Source organism: Paenibacillus sp. FSL K6-4396 (assembly GCF_038002525.1).
Taxonomy (GTDB): Bacteria; Bacillota; Bacilli; order Paenibacillales; family Paenibacillaceae; genus Paenibacillus; species Paenibacillus amylolyticus_B.
The window spans coordinates 6,641,325-6,664,851 of record NZ_JBBOCR010000001.1 but is presented as its reverse complement, the minus strand read 5'-3'; the positions used below and the strand labels follow the sequence as shown (position 1 = coordinate 6,664,851).

The 23,527-nt window shown below is 47.7% G+C and carries 22 protein-coding genes; 16 read left to right on the top strand and 6 right to left on the bottom strand.

The window, feature by feature from the left end; genetic code table 11:
* Window positions 1-220: 220 nt before the first annotated feature.
* Window positions 221-1,174, top strand: coding sequence for a nucleoside hydrolase (locus tag MHB85_RS29105; RefSeq protein ID WP_091012689.1), 954 nt, complete (start codon window positions 221-223; stop codon window positions 1,172-1,174).
* Between the two features lie 146 nt (window positions 1,175-1,320).
* Here the strand turns inward: MHB85_RS29105 and MHB85_RS29100 are convergent, their stop codons facing one another.
* The 3 genes from MHB85_RS29100 to MHB85_RS29090 form a co-directional block, all read right to left on the bottom strand.
* A complete protein-coding gene (locus MHB85_RS29100; RefSeq protein WP_341074088.1) occupies window positions 1,321-3,039 on the bottom strand; it encodes a methyl-accepting chemotaxis protein in 1,719 nt (572 codons plus the stop codon).
* Window positions 3,040-3,312: 273 nt separating this feature from the next.
* Window positions 3,313-4,044: a DUF3105 domain-containing protein gene (locus MHB85_RS29095; protein WP_341074087.1), complete on the bottom strand. Its 732-nt coding sequence runs from the start codon at window positions 4,042-4,044 to the stop codon at window positions 3,313-3,315.
* 401 nt (window positions 4,045-4,445) lie between these two features.
* On the bottom strand, window positions 4,446-5,363 hold the full coding sequence (locus tag MHB85_RS29090; protein ID WP_341074086.1) for a zinc ribbon domain-containing protein: 918 nt from the start codon (window positions 5,361-5,363) through the stop codon (window positions 4,446-4,448).
* Window positions 5,364-5,737: 374 nt separating this feature from the next.
* On the opposite strand from MHB85_RS29090, the gene MHB85_RS29085 reads away from it, so the two are divergent.
* From MHB85_RS29085 to MHB85_RS29055, 7 genes are all read left to right on the top strand, one after another.
* Window positions 5,738-6,082, top strand: coding sequence for a Na-translocating system protein MpsC family protein (locus tag MHB85_RS29085; RefSeq protein ID WP_017691786.1), 345 nt, complete (start codon window positions 5,738-5,740; stop codon window positions 6,080-6,082).
* Between the two features lie 250 nt (window positions 6,083-6,332).
* Window positions 6,333-7,403 (top strand): ABC transporter substrate-binding protein, encoded by a 1,071-nt coding sequence (locus MHB85_RS29080; protein ID WP_341074286.1) that lies wholly within the window; start codon window positions 6,333-6,335, stop codon window positions 7,401-7,403.
* A 307-nt stretch (window positions 7,404-7,710) separates the two neighbouring features.
* On the top strand, window positions 7,711-8,649 hold the full coding sequence (locus tag MHB85_RS29075) for a nucleoside hydrolase (RefSeq protein WP_149846839.1): 939 nt from the start codon (window positions 7,711-7,713) through the stop codon (window positions 8,647-8,649).
* 204 nt (window positions 8,650-8,853) lie between these two features.
* A complete protein-coding gene (locus MHB85_RS29070) occupies window positions 8,854-9,675 on the top strand; it encodes an ABC transporter permease (RefSeq protein ID WP_036612869.1) in 822 nt (273 codons plus the stop codon).
* Window positions 9,676-9,679: 4 nt separating this feature from the next.
* The gene (locus tag MHB85_RS29065) at window positions 9,680-10,471 is read left to right on the top strand and encodes an ABC transporter permease (protein ID WP_124116640.1); all 792 of its coding nucleotides are present in this window, start codon (window positions 9,680-9,682) and stop codon (window positions 10,469-10,471) included.
* Between the two features lie 18 nt (window positions 10,472-10,489).
* Window positions 10,490-11,548, top strand: coding sequence for an ABC transporter ATP-binding protein (locus MHB85_RS29060; RefSeq protein WP_192134855.1), 1,059 nt, complete (start codon window positions 10,490-10,492; stop codon window positions 11,546-11,548).
* A 174-nt stretch (window positions 11,549-11,722) separates the two neighbouring features.
* Window positions 11,723-13,462 (top strand): adenine deaminase, encoded by a 1,740-nt coding sequence (locus MHB85_RS29055; RefSeq protein ID WP_192134856.1) that lies wholly within the window; start codon window positions 11,723-11,725, stop codon window positions 13,460-13,462.
* Window positions 13,463-13,642: 180 nt separating this feature from the next.
* Here MHB85_RS29055 and MHB85_RS29050 read toward each other — a convergent pair whose 3' ends face one another.
* Entirely contained in the window at window positions 13,643-13,828 is a 186-nt protein-coding gene (locus tag MHB85_RS29050; RefSeq protein ID WP_149846837.1) for a hypothetical protein, read from the bottom strand.
* A gap of 183 nt (window positions 13,829-14,011) precedes the next feature.
* On the opposite strand from MHB85_RS29050, the gene MHB85_RS29045 reads away from it, so the two are divergent.
* Entirely contained in the window at window positions 14,012-14,749 is a 738-nt protein-coding gene (locus tag MHB85_RS29045; protein ID WP_192134857.1) for an HAD family hydrolase, read from the top strand.
* A 97-nt stretch (window positions 14,750-14,846) separates the two neighbouring features.
* On the opposite strand, the gene MHB85_RS29040 is transcribed toward MHB85_RS29045, so the two are convergent.
* Window positions 14,847-15,197 carry a cupin gene (locus MHB85_RS29040; RefSeq protein WP_192134858.1) on the bottom strand — a complete coding sequence of 117 codons (351 nt, stop codon included), beginning with the start codon at window positions 15,195-15,197 and terminating at the stop codon, window positions 14,847-14,849.
* A 359-nt stretch (window positions 15,198-15,556) separates the two neighbouring features.
* On the opposite strand from MHB85_RS29040, the gene MHB85_RS29035 reads away from it, so the two are divergent.
* The 3 genes from MHB85_RS29035 to MHB85_RS29025 all read left to right on the top strand — a co-directional run bounded on the left by MHB85_RS29035 (window position 15,557) and on the right by MHB85_RS29025 (window position 17,988).
* Window positions 15,557-16,036: a Dps family protein gene (locus MHB85_RS29035; RefSeq protein ID WP_192134859.1), complete on the top strand. Its 480-nt coding sequence runs from the start codon at window positions 15,557-15,559 to the stop codon at window positions 16,034-16,036.
* A 127-nt stretch (window positions 16,037-16,163) separates the two neighbouring features.
* Window positions 16,164-17,375, top strand: a complete 1,212-nt coding sequence (locus MHB85_RS29030) for a nitric oxide synthase oxygenase (protein WP_192135124.1) — start codon at window positions 16,164-16,166, stop codon at window positions 17,373-17,375.
* A gap of 148 nt (window positions 17,376-17,523) precedes the next feature.
* On the top strand, window positions 17,524-17,988 hold the full coding sequence (locus MHB85_RS29025) for an NUDIX hydrolase (RefSeq protein ID WP_091012711.1): 465 nt from the start codon (window positions 17,524-17,526) through the stop codon (window positions 17,986-17,988).
* A 63-nt stretch (window positions 17,989-18,051) separates the two neighbouring features.
* Here the strand turns inward: MHB85_RS29025 and MHB85_RS29020 are convergent, their stop codons facing one another.
* Complete coding sequence (locus tag MHB85_RS29020) at window positions 18,052-19,278, bottom strand: MFS transporter (protein ID WP_091012712.1); 1,227 nt, start codon at window positions 19,276-19,278, stop codon at window positions 18,052-18,054.
* 255 nt (window positions 19,279-19,533) lie between these two features.
* Here MHB85_RS29020 and MHB85_RS29015 point away from each other — a divergent pair, with 255 nt between their 5' ends.
* The 4 genes from MHB85_RS29015 to MHB85_RS29000 are packed head-to-tail and all read left to right on the top strand — an operon-like array spanning window position 19,534 to window position 23,320.
* Window positions 19,534-20,643 (top strand): ABC transporter ATP-binding protein, encoded by a 1,110-nt coding sequence (locus tag MHB85_RS29015; RefSeq protein WP_076332432.1) that lies wholly within the window; start codon window positions 19,534-19,536, stop codon window positions 20,641-20,643.
* The gene (locus tag MHB85_RS29010; protein ID WP_091012714.1) at window positions 20,633-21,466 is read left to right on the top strand and encodes an ABC transporter permease; all 834 of its coding nucleotides are present in this window, start codon (window positions 20,633-20,635) and stop codon (window positions 21,464-21,466) included. Before MHB85_RS29015 ends, MHB85_RS29010 begins: the two co-directional genes overlap by 11 nt.
* Window positions 21,441-22,250: an ABC transporter permease gene (locus tag MHB85_RS29005; RefSeq protein ID WP_062836831.1), complete on the top strand. Its 810-nt coding sequence runs from the start codon at window positions 21,441-21,443 to the stop codon at window positions 22,248-22,250. The genes MHB85_RS29010 and MHB85_RS29005 overlap by 26 nt, the downstream gene beginning before the upstream one ends.
* Complete coding sequence (locus tag MHB85_RS29000; protein ID WP_091012716.1) at window positions 22,247-23,320, top strand: ABC transporter substrate-binding protein; 1,074 nt, start codon at window positions 22,247-22,249, stop codon at window positions 23,318-23,320. The genes MHB85_RS29005 and MHB85_RS29000 overlap by 4 nt, the downstream gene beginning before the upstream one ends.
* Window positions 23,321-23,527: the final 207 nt, after the last annotated feature.

Sequence of the window (23,527 nt, the reverse complement as noted above, 5' to 3'; positions counted from 1 at the left end):
TCTTTATTTTCCGAACGATAATGACCTCTACCAGTTGTCCTCCTGAGATGGAATGGTGGAACTGTAAAATATCCGCAGGATGAGGCGTGATCCTTGTTTTCTTTGCATGGGGAAGGTTTACGTAGCCAAGGGTTATGGGACATAATAGAGAGAGCGTCGGCCTTGGGGCAGACGGATGATCAACATCAATGGGACAACCAGGGGAAGGATGAAAGCAAGCATGACGAACCAACTTAATGTGTATTTTAACCATGACGGCGGCGTGGATGACCTCGTATCGCTGTTCATGCTTCTGCAAATGGACAATGTACATGTAACCGGCGTATCGGTTATTCCGGCAGACGGATATCTGGAGCCAGCAACAGATGCCAGCCGTAAAATCATCGATCGTTTCGGTACATATTCCGTAGAGGTATCCAAATCCAACTCCAGAGGGAAAAATCCATTTCCTGCGGCGTGGAGACTGCATTCCTTCTATGTAGATGCACTTCCTGTACTGAACGAGTCCGGCAAAATGGAAGCACCACTGTCTGCAGTTCCTGCACACCAGCATCTAATCGAGAAAGTGCGCAACACCGAAGGCAAAACATTGCTCCTATTCACAGGCCCACTGACTGACCTTGCGCGTGCACTGGACGAAGCACCAGACATTGAAGAGAAAATCGACAAGCTGGTATGGATGGGTGGTACATTCGAGCGTGGTAACGTAGAAGAGCCTGAGCATGATGGCACAGCAGAGTGGAACGTATTCTGGGACCCGGAAGCGGCTTACCGTGTATGGCAGAGTGGTATCCAGATCGATCTGGTTGCACTGGAAAGCACGAACAAAGTACCTCTGACTCCAGCCGTTCGTAACCGCTGGGCAGCAGAGCGTCGCTTCGAAGGCGTTGATTTCCTGGGTAACTGTTACGCAGGTTGTCCGCCACTGGTGTACAGTGAGACAAATTCCACATACTATCTGTGGGATGTGCTGACAACGGCTTCCGTTGGACGCGAGGACATCGTGAAGAAAAAAACCGTAAACTGTATTGTTATCCCGGAAGGTCCTAGCCAGGGCCGCACGGTGGAGCAAGCAGACGGACGTCCAGTACAACTGGTGTATGATACCGATCCGGAAGCGTTCTTTACGTACATGACGGATTTGGGTAAAAAAGCTGCTCCGCAGCGCTATTAATTCAGGCAGCCTTAGGGCGTGCCAACATTAAAGGTACAAAAATAAAGCCGCAGGCAGTGGTCAGGGTATGGGGTTGAACCCCATGATCCCTTCCCTGCCGTGCGGCTTTTTGTTTTGGGCTGATATCTAGCAATCTAAGCTGCACGTTATATTTTAAATCGACTAATTAATCCGTTCAGCTCACTGGACAGTACCCGCAGAGATTCAGCGGATGCACTCATCTCATCCATGGATTGCAGTTGGCTTCCGGTAGCATGAGACACCTGTTGGATACTTGAAGAGGATTCGCGTGAGATATGTTCCATATCCTCCACGGAAGCGGACACTTCTTCTGCACTCGCAGACAGCTGCTCAGATGCAGCGGATACTTCGTGCAGACGTTCATTCATCGTCTCAATCCCGGTATGAATGGATGTGAATGAACGGCCTGCCTCCTGAACAACAGCGAGACCGGATTGGACTGCTGCTGTGCTGGCAGACATATGCTCTGACAACAGGGCAGTCTGGCGTGTCATCTCGGCGATCAGTTCGGTGACATGCTGGGACGATTGCTCTGATTCCCCCGCAAGCTTGCGAACCTCTGAGGCAACCACCGCAAACCCGCTGCCATACTCTCCTGCCCGAGCCGCTTCAATACTTGCATTAAGTGCGAGCAGATTGGTCTGTGAAGCGATGCCTTTCATCAGGTGTGCCACTGACTCAATTTTACCTGAGTACTGCTCCAGCTGAGAGGTGGAGGCCACCATCTGCACATTTGCTTGATGAATTTTGTCCATGCTGTCCATCGCCGTGTTGATGTTGGCTTGACCTTGCACCGCGTTATTGGTCGTTTCCTGTGATACATCCGCGACCATAGAAGAAGAATTCGCAATGTGCTGCATGCTGCGCGTGATCTCTTCCATGGCTACCGTAACTTCGCCCGCACGAGCCACCTGTTCGGCAGCTCCACTGGCCGTATGATTCGTATGCTCGGCAATACGCTGACTGGCTTCGGCAGTCGCCTGTGAATGTTTCGATACACCTTCTGCAGCCTGTAGCAGAGAATCGGAGCTTTGACGGATGCCCGTCATGACATCACGGGTACCTGTAACCAGATGTTTGAACTCGGAGGCGAGTTGGCCCACCTCGTCCTTGCGGCTAAGTTCAACGTTGACGGTCAGGTCGCCTTTTCCTACCTGGGTAATTAACTTCTTCAACTTCACCAATGGTCGGGTCAAGTAATGGGCGAATCCATACACCAACAAGACACTCAGCAGAACAATCGCCAAGGCTGTCCAGATCATGGTCATACGGTTGCGGGACATCAGTTCATAGACCGCAGTGGAGTCCAGATCTGCACCGACCAATCCGAGTACTTTCCCGTCATCTCCATGGATTGGCACATACGCAGTAATGGTAGCGCCATATTCATCCTGTGTGAGTTCACCCCGAATAGGCTCATTCTGTTCAAAAGCTTGCAGCATTCCTTCATAATGGGTCTCTTCTGCGGAGCCGTAAGGGGAGAAGTCATCCTCTGCCACATCCGCAGCAGCCCCATCTACAACGTAGAAATATGTATTTGTTCCATTTTCTTCGCGTGTACCAAGGGTGTACAGATACTTGAGTCCATTGGCCTCGCGCAGCTGACTAAGCTGCTCACGCAATGTGCCGTAATACGCTGTCTCGTTCTGTCCGGTACTGAGTGGTGCATACAGAGAGGTGTCAATTAATGCAGCTGCCCGTTCAGCCACAGCCTGTGCCTGCATCCCCATGGATTGTTCGACCAGTTGAGCCGATGAACGGTACATGGTAATGCCAAGAACCGCACCCGCGGCCAGCATCAGACAGGAAAAAAATAAAAAGATCCTCATAAACAAACTGTTCATTGGTAAAAGTGTTCCCCCTTGATCTGTTGAATCAATCGTCTCTTTGTCTCTTTACTTGGTGCTTGTCGTTCTTCTTTGGTTCGTATGTATTGTATATCAAATATACAGTTTTCTACTTGAAATATCGGCATCTGTTCGATAAAGAATTAGCCCCCGAGTCAATTTGATCCGGGAGCTAGTTTCGTTTCAATCCTATATTGACCATGCCCATCATTGGGACACACCCCATTGTTACTACTTAGAGGGGCTTCACATGATTGAGTGATTACGTCATTACATCGTTCCGCCGCCCTGGCGAACAGAGGCAGGAATCTTTTCAGGTCCCTGATTAATATATTTATTGATAAAAGTACCAACCTTGGCATCGTCGAATTGGTCGAGTTCCATCGTTTTGGTCCATGCGGTCACCACGACTTCACTGCCTTCGGGAATATCCTTGTTTGGTACAGCCAGAATACCTGCTCCGGCTTCGCGGAATTTAGCGAGGTATTTCAGATGTTCCTTCAAATCCTCGCTTGCGTTCTCACGATAATAGATGATGATATCCCCGTGCTCCAGATTGTGTACCAGGTAATTATAGCCGGGGAAGTCGGTGTAAAATCCAAACTTGATATCATGCGGATTATGCGGCCCCGATGTTGGAATTGTCATCTCATACTGAATGGGGTCCTCCGTATGGTCAGCCCCATAATATTTATCGTCAGTCACGTCGATTGTCGCGTTGGATTCCAGATCGGCTACATTATATGTTTTACCTGCTCCTTGCATGAAGAACAGGCCAAACGTAATAATCGACACAGCCATCATTACATGTGCAGCCAGCCGAAGGGATCGACTTTTTTTCTGGATGTCCGCCCGCTCTTTCTTTTTCATGTGGCCCAGGATTTTTCCCTGTGTGCGCGATGCCCAGATATAGGCGGCGATGGAGAACAGCACCACGATTACACCTACGATGAGCCACAGGTAGGATGTACTTGCCTCGTGCTCCATTTGCATATGATTCATATGAGTCATGTCCATAGAGAGTTCCTCTGCTTTCTTCGTAAAATGAGTGAATTTAACACTACATCATGTAGTGTTTATGGCAAAGATGAATCCTCTTATTACGTAACGGGAGTTGCTGGATTAGTTTATTACGTAAATAAGAACATACCTCTTGCACTACACATTATAGTGTATGATACATGCACAGTGCAATGCTGCCTTGGGAAACTAAAAAAGGCGTCCCCCACGTGAGCAGGGAGCGCCTTAATATAACTCTAAAGAGTCAGAGGAATCTATATCTATTGGAATTGAAGCATCTGCTTCGCCTTTATCTCCAGCTTTTCACCATTATAAAAGCGAATTAAAAAAATCTGGAGATGACAGCGGTCGGCAGGTTGTTCTGTCATCGAAGTAACAAGTGTTTACAGACGGCCAAACGGCGAAAGCATCATGCCAATCAGTCCAATAATAACCTCACCCAACAAACGATACAGAATAAAGAATACGACCACATTGGCGATGAGTACACTGTACATACTGTCGATGGCTGCTTTGGTACGATTCAATGGATATTGGAATAGCACCGAGTTTAGAGCGACAAATATGATGATATACGAGACCACAAGCAAGGCGATCGCGATGGAATACGAGATGATAATAAACAGATTCGCCAGAACAAGGGATACGACAGCAGGAACAAGCAATGTACCGAACTGGGCAACCAGTGTTTTGGGACGGAAGGTTATTTTTTCAATTTTCAGAATAGCGTACATCAGTGCAATAGAGGCTATCAGGATAATGATGGTGAACAATAGCGGCCGGATAAATCCACCAATGAACAAGCCATCCATGCCTATACGACTAAAGGTAATTAAGAAGTATGTAGAAGATAGGACTGCAATCAGCACCATTGTTAGCCATCCGTTTAGTGAATGCTGGTCACCAACGGTTTTCATCGTCTGATAAGGACGGGCTAATACACTGAGGAAATAGGATAGGTACTGTTTGCTTACTTCTTTGGCTTGCTGAACTTTCTCATTCTGCACGATATTATTCCACTGATTGGAGCTGTTGTCTCCCGCAGAAGCATGGTCATTGGTACCTGTTGATTCTCTCGCCTGTTCCTTGTGGATGGAGACGGATGGTGTGTTGGATGGAACGGATGCCTGGGAAGAGGTAGCCTGCGTGCTGGACCAGCGGGTATATTCGGGTTCTGAAGCAGCAGCAGATTCCGGGTTCTTTACAAGTGAGGGTGAAGAGGTAGTTTGCGTTAGATTAGTTCCGCACCTCTCGCAAAACTGGGCATCTCCATTTTCATGATTACATACTGGACATTGCATGGGTTAAGCCTCCAATTTCTAGAAAATAAAAACATGTCAACATTGTGTCTCATTTTAACGGTTGTTGACGAAGTTTGTCTATGTTTCGCAGGAATTAATACCCTTATAGGGAAAGTTGAAACGAAGACTCGATTACGGTGTATTAAAACGAAGTTTAGAAGTAACAATAGTATAGGACTGACATGCAGGCATATTAATGTAAATTTACTGTGGTTTAAGACGAATTGTTTTTGGAGGTAAATGTCTTATCGTTCGCTTCTGTGTGTGATTTACATGTTAAGTATATCTTTTGGGTTGCTCATTTCAGAAGATTTATGTATAATCAATCGTGTTAACACGTCGAATGTACGGTAGTAAGAGATGTGGGTGAGTTCATGGAACTACTGGACAGCAATGAGAGTAAGAAGAAGATGTGCCAGTATTATAACGAAATCTCGAAGGAACTGTTCGGATTTGGCACCACTCTCCTGAGAGTGACCATTGACCAGAACATTGTGACCTTCTACGCGAAGCACCGACGTTCACCGCGCTCTGACGCCCTGGAAGGGGAGGCCCCCGGCTTAAAGCTGGAAGTGGACTTCCGCATGTCTGTCTTATATAAGAAGAAATTCCGGGAGAAGCTCGAGCAACACATGGGTTTGCCAATTGAAGCTATATTGCGGGATTATGATGCGTCCACTCAGTGGGCTATCACAAATGTGATTCTGGAACAGGCCTAAGGATGGATCGGCAGGATAGATTCTTGTTGATGCATATGGAGGTTATGACCCGGATTCATGATCAGGTTCCGTACAATTTCATATGATGGCGTTTGTCTTCGGATTGATTCTGAAGCAGAAACCGATGATGTACCGGCAGCGGGTGTCGCTTTCCTTTGTTTACGAAGAAAAGTGTTCTTGTTTATACAAGAATGCTTTTCTTTTTGTTTTTTCATACACATCACATATATCAGGGGGAATCAGGATCATGATGAAAAAGTGGATTAGCGGTTTGGCAGCAGTGGCAATGACATCAGTATTACTTGCAGGTTGTGGCAGCAGCACGGATGATGAGACAGGCGGATCAGGCAGTGGGGGAACAGCAGCGAACAAACTGGTTATCTCCACTTGGGGCTTCTCGGAAGATTTCTTCAATGAATCGGTATTTGGTCCCTTTGAAAAAGAACATAATGTAGACATCGTGCTCGAAGTCGGCAATAACGCTGAACGTCTGAACAAAATCCGTCAGGGTACATCCAATGTCGATGTCATCTACCTGTCTGACTACTATGCACAACAAGGTATCGATGAAGGTCTGTTTGAGAAAATCGACCGTTCCAAAATTCCAAATGTAAATGACATTTATGATATTGCCAAAGCACCACTTGGTGAAGATTATGGCCCGGCCTACACGGTTGGACAGCTCGGTATCGCTTATAATCCGGATCTCGTATCCAAAGAAGTGACTTCATGGAGTGACCTGTGGGACCCGGCGTTCGAAGGTAACCTGACCATCCCGAATATTACGGCAACAGCAGGCCCAATGGTTGTGGATGCAGCTTCCCGTGTAGCCGGAAACGATACGTTTAATGAAGATGCGGCATTTGCTGAACTGAAAAAACTGAGCGGCAATGTGGTGAAATTCTACAGCCAAACTTCCGAGTTCGTGAACATGTTCTCCCAAGAAGAGATTGCGGGCGGACCGATCATGGAAATGTATTTCAAAGATCTGAAAGCAGCCGTGCCTAATGCAAAGTTTGTTACACCTAGCGAAGGTGCATATGCCGTGATGAACACAATCAATGTCGTGAAGGGCAGCAAAAACAAAGAACTCGCTGAAGAGTTCATCAACTGGCAGCTTAGCCAGGATGTACAAGCGAAATCTGCCAAAGCTAAAGTCGATTCCCCGGTTAACACAAAAGTTGAACTGACTGCTGAAGAAGCAGAAGGCGTAACATACGGCGCTGAAGTTGTTGAGAAGCTGAACAAGCTGGATATGGAATTTGTGAATCAACAGGTTAAAGGCTGGACAGATCGCTGGAACCGTGAGATTGCACAATAAAAACAAGTAACCGACTAAATAGTTATCTTTGATCTATATAGTTTAACTAAACTTTTTACACGAGAACGGAGAGGGCAGAAATAACGTGAAGAAGCGAAGCGTTCGCCTAAAAGCTTTCTGAAAGAAAGCTGCTTCGGAAGCATACGCTATCCCCGGATTTTCCCTTTGAAGAAGGGGATTCAAAAAAATCTGGGGATAACAGCGATCGGAAGGTTATTCTGTCATCGGAGTGGTAAGTGTAAATATTCTTTAGTTCAACTTATCATTTGCAGCAAGCAACCAATCACCATATAGGAGTTGAGAACGGATGAATGAATCGCGGAATCGCATCATTATGGATGTGGACACGGGGATTGACGACGCACTGGCAATTTTGCTGGCGGTCAAAAGCCGGAAGCTGGACATTCTCGGTATCACCACAGTCTGTGGGAACGTATCACTCCAGCAGGCAACAGAGAATACGTGCAAAATCCTTGAACTTGCGGGTGCACCTGAAATTCCGGTGATTGCTGGAGCGGCAGGACCCCTTACTCGCAAGTCGCATTATGAACACCGAGTACATGGACAGGACGGATTGGGCGGTGCGCTGCCTGATCCGGCCGTGTCCAAGCAAGCCGAGGAAGGTTTTGCGCCAGACTTTATCGTGGAGCAAGCCAAGTTGTATCCCGGCGAACTGACCCTGATCATGACCGCACCCTTAACTAACTTGGCACTCGCGCTGATGAAGTGTCCTGAATTGCCTTCTTTATTGAAGGAAGTCATCTTCATGGGTGGTGTGGTTCGCGGACATGGCAACATTACACCGACCGCCGAGTACAACACATACGCTGATCCAGAGGCGGCACGCATTGTACTGCACGCAGGCATCGAGAAGCTTACCCAAGTCGGATTGGATGTAACGCGTCAAACATTGCTGAATGAAGCAACGATTGAGCGTCTCACAGATCCTGTAATTCGTGAATACGTCGCTCAGAGCACGGAGATATACATCAACCGTTACGAACAAATGAACGGCGTCCGCGCTTGCGCTTTACATGATCCACTAGCCGTGGGCGTAGCCCTTGCCCCTGAACTGGTAGGACGCAAATCGTATTATGTGGATGTCGAAACCGCCAGCCGCCTGTGCGATGGCCAGATGGTATGCGACTTCCAAAACCGTTTGGGCGAGCAGCCCAACACCCTCGTCTGCGAAACCGTGGACGCAGAAGCGTTCCTTGAACTATTTGTCAACGCGTTAAACGCGTAGCTGCTCTGCCTCAATTAGATATTTATACGCTTGCGGAGAGTGCAGAACCGATCTGGAGAAGCGAAGCGTTCCCCTTTATCCCTCGATTTTCACCTATGAAAATCAATCAATAAATCGGGGGATAACAGGGATCGAAGGACGGTACTGCAATCGGAGTATTCAAGTATCAATCTCGAATTAAATTTACAAGTCAGGAGTATGGCGATGAAAAAATCAGTAATCTACTGGCTATTGCTGCCGGGATTCGTGTTTTTGGCGGCATTTATGATCATTCCGATTGTCCTGACGATCGGATCGACGTTTTTCCAAGAAAACTCCTTCACGTTTGAAGGATACATGCATTTTTTCAGAGACCCATACTTTTTGAAAATATTGCTTACGACGCTGCAAGTCAGCGTGGTCACCACCATCGTCTGTGTGGTGCTCGGATTCCCGACAGCTTATTATATTTCGCAGAAAGCGCCGCGCCGCAAAGGCATTTTGCTGGCACTGGCGATCTTCCCACTGCTGACGAGCCCGGTCGTGCGTTCGTTTAGCTGGATGATCATTCTTGGACGCAAAGGGCTGATTAATAACACCCTTGTTGGTCTGGGGATCGTGGACAAGCCGCTGGATATTCTGTACACACCGGCAGCGATGATGATCGGTCTGACGCATCTATTCCTGCCATTGATGATTATCTCTCTGGTGGGCGTGCTGGAGAACATTGACGGTGACCTGCTCAAGGCAGCGCAAAGTCTGGGCGCATCGCGCATTACGGCATTCCGCCGGGTTGTGTTCCCGCTGGCTGTGCCAGGACTTGTCATCGGAGCCGTGCTTGTCTTTGTCGGAAGCCTGACGGCGTATACCACACCTGCCCTCCTTGGAGGCAAGCAGCGCGTGATTGCTACGTTCCTGTATCAGAACGCCATGACCCTCAACGACTGGTATCTGGCCTCGGTTGTTGCCGCGATTATGATTGTGATTACATTTGTCGTGGTCGGTGTCATGAACAAAATGGCCAAAACTTTAAATCCGAAGGGGTAGACATATGCGGGAGAAACATATCGGGCTGGGCCTGTTCAGTCTGCTGGTCTTTATCTTTCTGCTGGGCCCGCTTCTGATCATATCGATCACTTCATTTGAACCGGGAACGGTACTCAAATTTCCGCCGGAAGGGTTCTCCTTCCGCTGGTATGAGAATATTTTCAACACAGGCGGTTTCCTCCGCACGTTCCAGACGTCCATCATCATTTCCTTGCTGGGGAACCTGTTGGCACTGGTGCTTGGAGTTCCGGCTGCGTATGCACTCAGTCGTTACGATTTTAAAGGCAAGTCCGTGCTGAACGCACTGTTCCTGTCCCCGGTACTGATCCCGGGAATCGTGCTTGGTTTTACATTGATGAAATATCTGATCGTAATCTACCATCTGCCGATGTACCTTGGACTGTTGATTGGTCATACGATTATCATGCTTCCATTCATTATTCGGGTTATCGCGTCGAGTCTATCGAGCTTTGACTTTGCCGTGGAAGAAGCTGCGCTGAGTCTTGGTGCGGGACGGGTGAGAACGTTCTTCACAATTGTGCTTCCCAACATCCGCTCAGGAATTATCGCTGCGGTGCTGATTGCCTTCCTGGAGTCGTTCAACAATGTGGACATCTCGGTGTTCATGACCGGACCAGGGGTAAGTACATTGCCAATTCAGATGCTGACGTATGTGGAGAATTACTTTGACCCAACGATTGCAGCGATTTCCATGCTATTGATGGTACTGACCGGACTTTTAATGTTCGTGATCGAACGGATCATGGGCGGATTTTCATACTTTACTAAACGTTAATTGGAGGCGCAGAACGCTATGGCATTGCTGACATTAGACCACGTATCCGTGGCATACGATAAGCAGACAATCCTGAAGGATTTTCAGTTGGAGCTGGAAAAAGGTAAACTGCTCTCCCTGCTCGGACCGAGCGGTTGCGGCAAAACAACTACGCTGCGCCTCATCGCCGGATTTCTGGAAGCATCACAGGGCAAGTTTATGTTCGGCGGCAAGGATTATACGAAGGTTCCGGCGAACAAGCGGAACTTCGGATTTGTATTTCAGAGTTATGCATTATTCCCACATCTGTCTGTCTATGACAACGTGGCCTTTGGCTTGCGGATGCGTAAAGTGAAAGACAAGGATATCTCTTCACGTGTAATGCGAATCCTGGAAGTTGTTAACCTGAACGGATTTGAGAAACGTTTTCCACAAGAACTGTCCGGTGGACAGCGTCAACGTGTGGCCATTGCTCGTGCCTTGGTCATTGAGCCTGACCTGCTCTTGTTCGACGAACCACTCAGTAACCTGGATGCTAACCTGCGTCTTAACATGCGGGTGGAGATTCGCCGGATTCAGCAGGAGCTGGGCATTACAACGTTGTATGTCTCTCATGACCAGGAAGAATGCTTCTCGATTTCGGATCAGGTCGCGATTATGAACAAAGGCGTGGTCGAGCAGCTCGACCGCCCGGAAACGATTTTTAAATATCCGGCAACGGAGTTTGTCGCACGATTTATCGGCTTCCATAATTTTATTGAATTCGCGGATCGCAGCGATGCAGGTGAATTCATCACATTACATGCGGGTGGACGCACATTTACAGCAACCGCGCATCCTGGAACAGCACGTCCCGGTGCACGTAAAGGTGCGATTCGCCCGGATGATCTAATCGTTAGTGGAGATACCTCTGCGGAAGTGGTGAATGCTTTGCCGGGGATTATCAAGGTCAGCACGTATCTGGGACGCAGTTATCAGTATGTGATTGAGACGGAACTGGGTGACTTTACAGCAAATCAGGAGATGGAAACACCGTACCTTAGTGGACAGCGTGTTAGCCTGATTTTCCCACAGGACAAGCTTGTACTGGTGGAGTAGCCGTGAAATGTAGGAATAGCTTGAAGAAATAAGAGCAGTAAAGAAGACATTTCATACGATGTTTCTGGACGAGGCAGTGGTACGCGATCAAGTGCAGTACATCAGATTAAAGTACAGGTTCATTGTCCAGTCCGGATCGCGGTGAAATGTTTGTGAAGAAGGAGATTATGCCCCATGCGTGCAGATCAACTAATTGTGAATGTACATGTGTATAACAGTTATTATAAACGGTTTGAGATGAATAACGTTGCTGTGTTGGACGGCAGATTCCTATATGTTGGACCCGGTGGAACGGAGATGTTTCAGGCAGACGAAGTCATTGATGCACGAGGAAGATACATGATTCCTGGCTTGATTGATATCCATCTGCATATCGAAAGTACGATGGTGACACCGGAAACCTTTTCTCATGGTCTGATTGGCTGCGGGGTAACGTCCATTGTCGCAGAACCGCATGAGATGGCAAATGTGTTCGGGCTGGAAGGTGTGCAGGAGATGATGGCTGTGAGTCGGGACACCACCGTGGATATGTTCTATGCGATCCCAAGTTCCGTTCCGGCAACCCCGATGGAGACAACAGGCGGTTCGATCGAGATTGAAGATATGGACGTGCTGCTCGCCACTGGCGAGATTATCTGTCTGGGCGAGATCATGAACTATGTCGATGTCATCCGTGATCCGGAGTGCAAGACCAACCAGATTTTACAGCATATCCGCAAAAACTATCCTGATCTGGTGATTGAAGGTCATACACCGAAACTGCTTGGACTCGATCTGCATCGACTGATCTACGCAGGTATTGATTCCGATCATACCCATCAGAGCATTGAGGGATTACAGGCGCGGATTGCAGCAGGCATGTTTATTGAAATCCAGGAGAAATCGATGACGCCTGAGGTCATGGAGTATCTGATTCAACATGATGTGGCACAGCATTTCTGCTTCGTAACGGATGATGTGATGCCGGATTCACTGGTGGAGCGTGGTCATCTGGATCATATCGTACGCAAGGCGATTCAGATGGGGATGCGTCCGGAAGATGCGATCTACGCAGCAACGTCTACCCCTGCTTCCCGTATGAAAATGACTGATCGTGGCAGTGTTGCCCCAGGCAAAGTGGCCGATTATGTTTTGTTATCCAACTTGGATGATCTCTCTATTGATCAGGTGTACAAAAACGGCCGCAAAGCTTATGACGATTACGAACCGTATAAGCAGGAACGGATTACCGGGCAGTTCCCACCTCACTTCTATAAGAGTGTACAGTTGGAGAAGCTGGGCGTAGCTGATTTTGCAATTCAGTTGTCAGATCCAAAAGTCAGTGGATCAGGTGTTGATCTCGCTGGTGAAGGTGAGTACCAATGCCGTGTCATGATGGTGAAGGATGGTTCTACTTTTGTGGAAGAACATATTGCACCGGTTCAGGCTTCGAATGGCGAATTGCGCTGGGAAGAAAGCGGATATGCACAGATTGCAACCTTTGAACGTTATGGTGTGAACGGCAATCACGCACATGGTCTGATCGGTGGAGACACCATCAAGCGTGGTGCTATTGCTACGACATATTCACACGATAATCACAACCTGCTGGTTGTGGGACGCAATCGTGAAGATATGATATTGGCAGCTAACACCGTAATTTCGAGCCAAGGCGGCTTCTGTGTGGTGGAAGACGGCAAGGTGTTGTCCCATCTGGAACTTCCCGTAGGCGGCATTTTGACGGAAGAACCACTGGCAGTGGTTTCCCATCAAGTGAAGGAGCTGAGGGCAGCCATGTTGTCTCTTGGGTATGTACATTACAACCCGATCATGTCGCTAAGTACTCACTCCCTTGCCGTAAGTCCCGCTTTGAAGATTACGGACCATGGCCTAATTGATGTGAATGCAGGTAAGGTTGTATCATTGATTGTATAAGTGGATAGAGACATCTGGTGGTCTTCTTCCGATAATTCATTAGATGATTCGTTGTTATATCGTTTGTTTGCTCCATAAGAAAAAGAAGCCCCAGTTCACTCAGGTGAGCCAGGGCTTCTTTTTCACGGATTCATATTCGTATTATCATGTTCTTGTAATTATATTAAATACGAACCCTGCTTATTTTAATTTCTCTGGATTCTTCACCTTAATGGAGACCACTTCTCCGCAGTCCAAACACACGGTATATACTCTTTCTGAACCCATCGACAATTTCTTATCCAATGGACGAAGATTGATGAAGTCGGATGCCTGTACGAAGGACGTGCCTCCACAATCGGTGCATTTCTCTATTGTAGTACTCATATGTTCATTCCACCTTTTCATGATTTTGGTTGTGATCTTTAATAAATTATATTCCAGTAACTGGGATGTGGCAATCATGGATTGTCCACGTTTACCAAATCCCTTTTGGACGAGGCATAGGATTACATATATAGTAATAAGAAGAGAATGTTTGAGACAGGAGCAGGAGGATCAGTTACAACTATGAATATAAAAAATGATGCCAAGACCATATTTTTCGACGTGGATGATACTTTATATGATCACTTACAGCCGCTTCGCGGGGCGTTGCAGGATGTTCTCGGCCTATCGGATGATTTTCCTTTTGCTGATGCCTATCACCGTTTTCGTTATTATAGTGACTGGCTGTCTGCACAAGAAGATCTGTCTGCTGTACCGGAGCCGGATGCGGTGGAGCGAATGCGCCGTCGGAGGTTTGAGTTGACGATGGAGGAGTTTGGACTCCCCCTACAATCTGGACAGGCTGAAGAACTGCAAGCTCAGTATCTGAGCAGACAGTTTGAGATTGTGCCTTTTGAAGGAGCATACGAGTTGATTAGAAGGCTTCAGGCAGAAGGCCATACCGTTGGTCTAATAACCAATGGAGAAGGAGAGCATCAGCGGCGCAAACTTGAAGCACTGGATGTGCTCAGTCTCGTGGACGAGCATCTGATCTTCATTTCCGGTACGACTGGTTATGCGAAGCCGGATCGCAGGTTGTTCGAATATGTGAGTAAGCAGTCCGGGACAGATGCCCGTTCCAGCTATTATATTGGAGACTCGTGGCGTAATGATGTGGTAGGTGCGGTCGATGCGGGGTGGACAATTATCTGGTTCAACCATCGGGAGGCGCTGCCGGAGTCCGATCATCAACCTCATTTTGTAGCATCAAGCTATGAAGAGATCAGTCGTATTCTGACTTTTGAATATGTCCGTGTTTAAGGAGATTTATGTTTTAAAGGAGCAGTCCTGTTACCGTTTTAGGTGCAGGTCTGCTTTTTGGTGTTAAAGAAGGACTTCATTTCTTACGTTATACCTTCTATAAAGGCATTAATAATGAGGTGTCTAACTCTTTGCTTTCAATTACAATGGCCATGAGTCCAGTTTCTGTTTTGGTTTCGTGCCATTCATGTGTATCCCACAGAACCGCTTCGCCACAATGAACTTTGATGTATTCATTTGCTTCGCCTCTAACCCAGCCTTCTCCATTAACGATCAAAAGGAGTTGCGGAACCACTGCTTGGTGATAACCGATTACTCCACCCTCAGGTAAGTGCATACATCCGATATGAGCTGTTTTGTCGGTCTGCGTAATACGTGACATGACGAAATTAGAATCGAATTTGGTAATCTTCTTCCCGGACTCTCGTTTAAATTGAAATATCCTCATGTTTACCTCCGCAATCGTGACTAAGTTAACTTCCTACAATAGCAACGTTCCTTATGATGGTATCATCCTACTCCAAAAAAATATGGAAACCCAATCAGATGAGTCTATCATAGCTCCAATCGTTGAGGAATAGTTTGTTTACACCTCTCATTTCGTTTAACGCCTGTGTCATCGTTTCTATGAAGCTGTACTTCATGGAATCTTCATTTATAAGACCGTGCAAAAGCCTTCCCAAACCGGATATGCAGTGTTATAATTAAAACAAGATTTAGATTAAGTCTAAATTAAAATGATGAATCAAAGCAACGCCCTTACAATCATTCAAATTCTATTTTTATATTCGAGAGGGGATAAATTCCATGAGCACAATCCAAACTAGAAACAACACTTTTGCTAACAATGCCACAGCACTTCAAGATGCCCTGAACCGTCAGATCGCAGGTTGGTCCATATTGTACACGAAACTGCATAACTTCCACTGGTATGTCCAAGGACCTCATTTCTTCACACTGCATGCCAAATTCGAAGAGTTGTACAACTTGGCTACGGCGAATATGGATGAAGTTGCAGAACGTTTGCTGGCTATTGGTGGACGTCCGGTGGCTACAATGGCTGAACAACTGCGTCTGTCTCCAATTGAAGAGGCACCAGGCCAGTTGTCTGCTGAGCGTATGGTAGAGGCAGTGGTTGCTGATCTGCGTACGATGGTGGAAGTGATTCATCAAGGTATCCACGAAGCGGGAGAAGCAGAAGATAACGCAACGGAAGATATGCTAATTGGATTCACCGCTGCGCTGGATAAAGAGGTCTGGATGTTAAACGCATTTCTGGGCAAATAAGCAAAGTCACCCTTCATCCTGACAACGATATGTAGAGTCCGTGAACAAAGTATCCGTTCGCTTACAAATCCGGTGCGCTTGCCGTATAATGATGGCATCCAAGATGTACAGAATGGTGGAATGAATGATGCGGTCAGGCCTGGAACAAATGCAGGAAGAAGCTGAACGGTTTATATATACATGTTATGAAGAGCTGGGCCATTCGCGTGAAGACGCGCAGGCCCGGCTTGCTGTCGTTATGGGTGAGATCGAAGTAACGGGTACATATGTGCATACCACAGAAGAGTTGGAGCAAGGTTGCAAAATGGCCTGGCGGAACAGCAACCGTTGCATCGGGCGGCTGTTCTGGGATAAACTGCGGATCGTGGATGCTCGTCATGCCGATACAGCAGGAGCGGCAGCGGAGGCTGTGTTGAACCACATTCATGTGGCATCCAACGGAGGCAAGGTCATTCCGATGATTACGATCCTTCCGCCGGATGGACCAAATGGAGCTCCGGTACGTCTCTGGAATCATCAGCTTATTCGATATGCAGGATATGAGACAGAGCAAGGCGTTATTGGAGATCCTGCTTCCGTGGAGCTGACCAAGGCGGCCATGTCCCTTGGCTGGCAGGGAGCAGGTGGCTCTTATGATGTGTTACCGCTCATAATTCAGGCACAAGGACAAGCGCCAGAGTGGTATGTTATACCCGAAGAAGAGATTGTGGAAGTTCTTATCGAACACCCGGAGCGTGAAGAGATTGCGGAGCTTGGCATGCGCTGGTACGGTGTGCCGATGATCGCTGATATGCGTCTGGAGATTGGTGGTATATCCTACCCGGCAGCGCCGTTTAATGGTTGGTATATGGGTACCGAGATCGGTGCCCGTAATCTGGCGGACACGTTCCGGTATAACAAGCTGCCTGCGGTGGCGGCAGCGTTTGGGTTGAATACGTCAAGTGAAACAACTTTGTGGAAGGACCGGGCGTTGGTGGAGTTGAATGTCGCTGTGCTGCATTCGTTCAAAAAAGCAGGTGTGAGCATTGTGGATCACCACACGGCGGCAGCGCAATTTGCTATGTTTGAACAGCGGGAAGAGAAGGCTGGACGTGAGCTGACCGGAGATTGGGTGTGGCTGATTCCGCCGGTATCTCCGGCGACAACGCATATTTTCCACAGCTCCTATCGCAATGAGATTGTGAAGCCGAACTTTTTCCATCAGGATCAGGCGTATACGCTGAAAGATGGCGTGGCATCTGCCGCAGAGCTGCGAAGCAGTGAGCAGCAGAATGCACAGGTAGAGCATCTCCAGCCACAGGGCGGGGATGCATTGATGAAATGCCCGTTTGCACATTAAATTGTGCAGACGGGTTATTTTTTGTGATCTTTTTTTCAAAGGAAGAGCTTTAAAAATAGGAAAAAACGAAGAAGATTCTTTCTCTATATGGAAATATATAACATGCCTATAATGAAGTCATGGCTTCATATAAGGGAGGGAACAATCCATGGGTTACATTGAAACGTTGCGAGGAATGGTTGGTAATGCTCCTGTTATTTTGGTAAGACCGAGTATTTTGATCTTGAATAAGACGGGTGAGATTCTATTGGTTCGACATCTGGATGACACTTGGGGACTACCGGGTGGATTTATGGAGCTCGGCGAATCGGTGGAAGAGTCTGCAATACGAGAGGTCAGAGAAGAGATTGGGATAGAGATTAAGAAACTTCATCTGTATGGCGTCTTCTCAGGAAAAGAGTTATATACGAAATTAAGAAACGGGCATGAATACTACAATGTGGTCATTGGTTATGTTTGCACGGAGTATGAGGGAGAATTGAAGCCAGATGGGGTGGAAGTTCTTGAAGCAAAGTTTTACAAACCAACCGAATTACCTGACAGGACTGACCCTTATCTAAAAAGTAAAATCCAAGAAAATGCAGTGCACATCGCAACATTGTTAGGAAAATAATTATGCCAATGAAGGGGTGTCCTCCGTCATGTTCATGACTTGTGGGACATCTCCCTTTTGCATTTACAGTCGTCTTGTCCTGTACTGACTCCGCATCACAGCCTGAACTACAATGGCAGCAGCAATCAGCACCAGATTGAACACAAACACGGAGTAAAGCGATCCAACTTCCATAAGCAGTGCTGCAACCAGTGGGGATATAATGGAGCCGATCTCAGCCGCAGAGACAATTTTGCCTATGACGGAGCTTCGACTCTCATCGGGGATATGATCACCGATATGAGCAAAGAACGAATCCATGTAACATGCCCCGCCAACCCCTCCAATCAGCATACCAACGTAGACCCATAGATGGGAGGACGTGCTTAGAAATACAACAACTTCGATTCCAATCAGGAACATGCCGAGCATACATAGTAACAGACGATCGCCTAACCGGTCAGAGAGATAACCGACAAAGGGAGCAGCGGCAAGCGTAGAAATCCCGGATACGGTGAAGGCGAGACTGGTTGCAAAGGGGTCCCAATGCATGATGTGAGCTGCATACAGTGCAAAATAGGTGAGAAATACCGCATAGGCGCTCATCTCCAGAAAATGTACTGTACCGTAGCCGAGAAGCTGTTGACGCTGAGTGAGCTCTGTAGTTGGGCCAATCATTGTCGAGTCGGGAGCTTGATTGGATTGGGAGATATCCGTACCTTGCGTATGCAGTGCATCAGAAGTTGTTGAAGGTAAAGGAGGTGCCGTCGTCTTCATCCCCATCGCAGCGACCACAGCCATCAGACAACATAATGTAACAAGCAGAAAAGGAACCGACAGAGGCCAGTGCAGCGCGAGCCAGCCACTTATGACCGGACCGAGCACCATACCGCCACCCTCACTGCTGCTGATATACCCATTGTACAGTCCGCGGTTCTCCACATTGCCTCCATCTCCTATGATAGAACGCACGACCACGGTAAGCCCGGTGGAAGCGAGCCCTTGCAGCAGTCGGAGCAGGCCGAACAACACTGCAGCAGAAGACAGAGCGAAGCCACCCATGCAGACAGCGAGCAGTAACAGCATGAGGATGAGAGCACGTTTACCCCCGAGTTTCCTATAAATTGCCGCAGCAGGAATGCCACCAATCACTTTCCCCACATAAAAAAGAGCAAAAATAACCCCCATCATCCAGCCGGACAGGCCGAATTCCTCAATAAACAAAGGGAACAGAGGCAGGATCATGAATCCGCCCATCTGACTCAGGAAACAAATGGTCATCAGCAAGGGCAGGTTACGACGAATATCCAAGAGCCAAGACTCCTTTCACACATAAAATGGAATCCCAAACGTGCTTCACTTCCCAAAGGAATGCGTAGATATCGACATATACCCGTAATGTATGCAGGATTTATGAAAATAAGAAGAAATGACACGTGGTGTTTACATCAAAACCATTGCGGATATACCTGAATCATATATAATAGATGGGTTATCTATAAGGATGCTTGAACGAAAGTGTACAGAATGAAGAGGTACCTCAAGTATAAGGGGGCGATGTGAGGCATGTCAGAACAACAACCGATTATCCGCTTCGAAGCGGTGACTCAGCAATACGATCAGGATGAAGCCGTATTGAAGGCGGTCAGCTTTGAGATTGAGCGGGGTAAATTTTATACGCTTCTCGGGCCATCGGGCTGCGGGAAAACAACGATATTGCGGCTGATTGCCGGTTTTGCGGAGCCGACACAGGGCAGTATTTATTTTAACGGTGCGCTCATCAACCGAGTGCCTGCCCATCAGCGGCAGGTGAATACCGTATTTCAGGATTATGCGTTATTTCCACATTTGAATGTATTTGAGAACGTAGCCTTTGGTTTGCGGATCAAAAAGATGAAAACGGCTGAAATTCGCAGCAAAGTGTTGGAAGCCCTCAAGTTTGTCAATCTGTCCGGGTATGAAAACCGGGAAATTGGCGAAATGTCCGGCGGACAACGACAACGTGTTGCGATTGCACGTGCCATTGTGAACGAACCTGAAATTCTGCTACTGGACGAGCCGCTCTCGGCACTCGATCTGAAGCTGCGGACTGAAATGCAGTACGAGCTGCGGGAGCTGCAACAGCGACTGGGTATCACGTTCATTTTTGTTACGCATGATCAGGAAGAGGCATTGGCAATGTCGGATGAGATCTTTGTCCTGAATGGCGGCGTGATTCAACAGAGCGGTACACCGAATGATATCTATGATGAGCCGATTAACCGCTTTGTGGCGGACTTTATCGGTGAATCGAACATTGTATCGGGCAAAATGAAGCAGGACTTTGTGGTGGAATTTGCTGGCGCACAGCATGAGTGTGTCGATCAGGGTCTCCAGCCGGACGAGCCGGTAGAGATTGTCATTCGCCCAGAGGATCTGGAGATTACAACCGAAGACCAAGGTAAGCTCAAGGTTAATGTGGACTCCCAGTTATTCCGCGGGGTGCATTACGAGATATCCACGTACGATGATGCTGGCAATGAGTGGTTGGTTCATTCCACGAAGAAAGCCGTTGTCGGCGCACGGATTGGACTGTATTTTGACCCGGAAGCTGTACACGTCATGCGCTTTAACGAGACCGAAGAAGAGTTCGACAAACGACTCGAAGCCTACCAAGAGGCCGCTCATGCAGACTAAGGCCAGCACACGCAATGCGTATCTGATTCCATATGTATTATGGATGGTGTTGTTTGTTGTGGCGCCGGTTCTGCTGGTCATCTATTATTCATTCTTCGATGTGGAGGGTAACTTCACGTTTGGCAACTACGCCCGGTTCTTTACACCGGTGTACTTGCAGATGACGCTCAGTTCGTTCTGGTATGCATTTCTGATTACGGCGTTCTCACTGCTCATCTCGTATCCAACGGCGTATATGCTGACCCGGACGAAGCACAAGCAGCTGTGGTTGCTGCTGATCATTCTGCCAAGCTGGATCAATCTTTTGCTAAAAGCGTATGCCTTCATTGGTCTGTTCGGAACGTATGGTCTGACCAACTCCCTGCTTGAAGTCGTGGGTATTGGTACACAGCAGATTTTGTTCACCGACTTCAGTTTTATCTTTGTCTCGGTGTACATCTTCATTCCATTCATGATTTTGCCAATCTTCAATGCGCTGGAACAGATGAACCCATCGTTGATCTATGCGGCGCGTGATCTGGGGGCCTCATCGTGGCTAACATTCCGCCGGGTGATCTTTCCGCTGACGATTAGCGGTGTGAAATCAGGCTGTCAGGCTGTATTTATTCCTGCGCTGTCTCTGTTCATGATTACCCGCCTGATTGCGGGAAACCGTGTAATTACGCTGGGAACAGCGATTGAACAGCATTTTCTCGTCACCCAGGACTGGGGGATGGGTTCAACGATTGCCGTCTTTTTGATTATTGCGATGGCGATTATTATGTTCCTGACTGGATCAGGCAAGAAGGAGGTGCGTAATGGGAAGAAACGGAAAGCTGTCTAACGTCTATCTGGCCGTTGTATTCGCCATTCTGTACGCACCGATTGCGTATCTGATCTTCTATTCCTTCAACAGCGGCGGTCACATGCGCAGCTTCGAAGGATTCACACTTGAATGGTACAGAGAGGTGTTCGCCGATACACGGCTCCTCATCATTGTGCTGAATACATTTATCATTGCGCTCCTGTCATCAGCGATTTCAACGATCCTCGGTGTAGCAGGAGCACTGGCGATCTACCATGTGCGTCGCAAACGGACCAAGAACACGTTGCTGTCACTTAATAACGTGCTGATCGTTAGTCCGGATGTCATCATTGGTGCGTCATTCCTGATTTTGTTCACCATGATTGGTATCAAACTGGGCTTCACTTCGGTGCTGCTGTCTCATATTGCATTCAGTGTGCCCATTGTCGTGATCATGGTGCTACCAAAGCTGCAGGAGATGAGTCCAACACTGATGGATGCGGCACGCGATCTGGGCGCTGGTTCATGGCAGATTCTGACGCGTGTGGTGCTGCCATACGTGAAACCAGGTATTTTTGCCGGATTTTTCATGGCCTTGACGTACTCGCTCGATGATTTTGCAGTAACATTCTTTGTCACGGGTAATGGATACTCCACACTCTCGGTAGAGATATACTCCAGAGCAAGGCAGGGCGTTTCGTTATCCATCAATGCTTTGTCTACCCTGTTATTCCTGCTCACGGTGCTGCTGGTAGTCGGATATTACTTCATTAACCGCCGTGCAACACGGATACCTCCCGGAGGAAAGGGGCTGCGACCATGAAGCAACTGGTACGGACATTTGCGCTTGTTTTTGTGGCCGCGTTTGCCCTGATGATTCTGGCTTCGTATCTGAACAAGAGTCAGGGGTATTCTGGCGGCAACACACTGACTATCTATAACTGGGGCGATTATATCGACCCGGATCTGCTCAAGGAGTTTGAGGACGAGACAGGCATTAAGGTTATCTATCAGACGTTTGATTCCAATGAAGCCATGCTGACCAAAATTGAGCAGGGCGGAACCACGTTTGATGTGGCGATTCCTTCTGAATATGCGATTAGCAAAATGAAAGAAGAAGACCTGCTCGTTCCACTCGATCATAGAAAATTAACCCATCTGGATAACATTGATCCGCGGTTCATGGACTTGTCCTTTGATGAAGGCAACAAGTATTCCATCCCGTATTTCTGGGGAACGGTGGGGGTTGTGTACAATCCCGAACTGGTGGATGGGTTGACATTTGATAGCTGGAATGACCTGTGGGACCCGCGTCTGAAAAATCAAATCCTGCTCCTTGATGGCGCACGAGAAGTCATTGGGATGGGATTAAATAGTCTTGGGTATTCTCTGAATGATACCAACGAAGATCATTTGCAAGAAGCGCTGAAAAAGCTGTCTACATTGACACCAAACGTCAGAGCAATTGTTGGTGACGAGATCAAGATGCTGCTTGCGAACGAGGAAGCGGCAGTTGGGCTCGTATGGTCCGGGGATGCATCGGAGATTATGGATGAGAACGACAAGCTGGATTATATGGTGCCGGAAGAAGGTTCCAACCTCTGGTTCGATAACATGGTTATTCCGAAGACGGCGAGTAATATTGAAGGGGCACATCAGTTTATCAACTTCATGCTGGACCCGGATCATGCCGCTCGCAATGCGGAGTATGTCGGGTATTCCACGCCAAACGCCGAGGCGCTTAAACTGCTGCCAGAGGACATCTCGGAGGATGAGCGCTTTTATCCAGACGAGGCACTGACAGGCAAGCTGGAGGTCTATGATAATCTGGGCAAAAAAATGCTCTCGCATTATAACGACCTGTTCCTGGAGTTTAAAATGCATAGCAAATAGCCGCCAATAACGTGTGCACAGTTCGTTAGATGTGTAAAAAAGACAAAAAGGGTTGCTGCTCGTCATTCATTGAAATGACGAGCAGCAACCCTTTTTTATTACCTACTTCAGAGCAATAGCGTAGGTTATGTTTTTTTTCGTGTACACGTTAACGGAGGGGACAGAACAAACGAAGGAGGCAAAGCGTTCGCCTTTATCACCGGATTT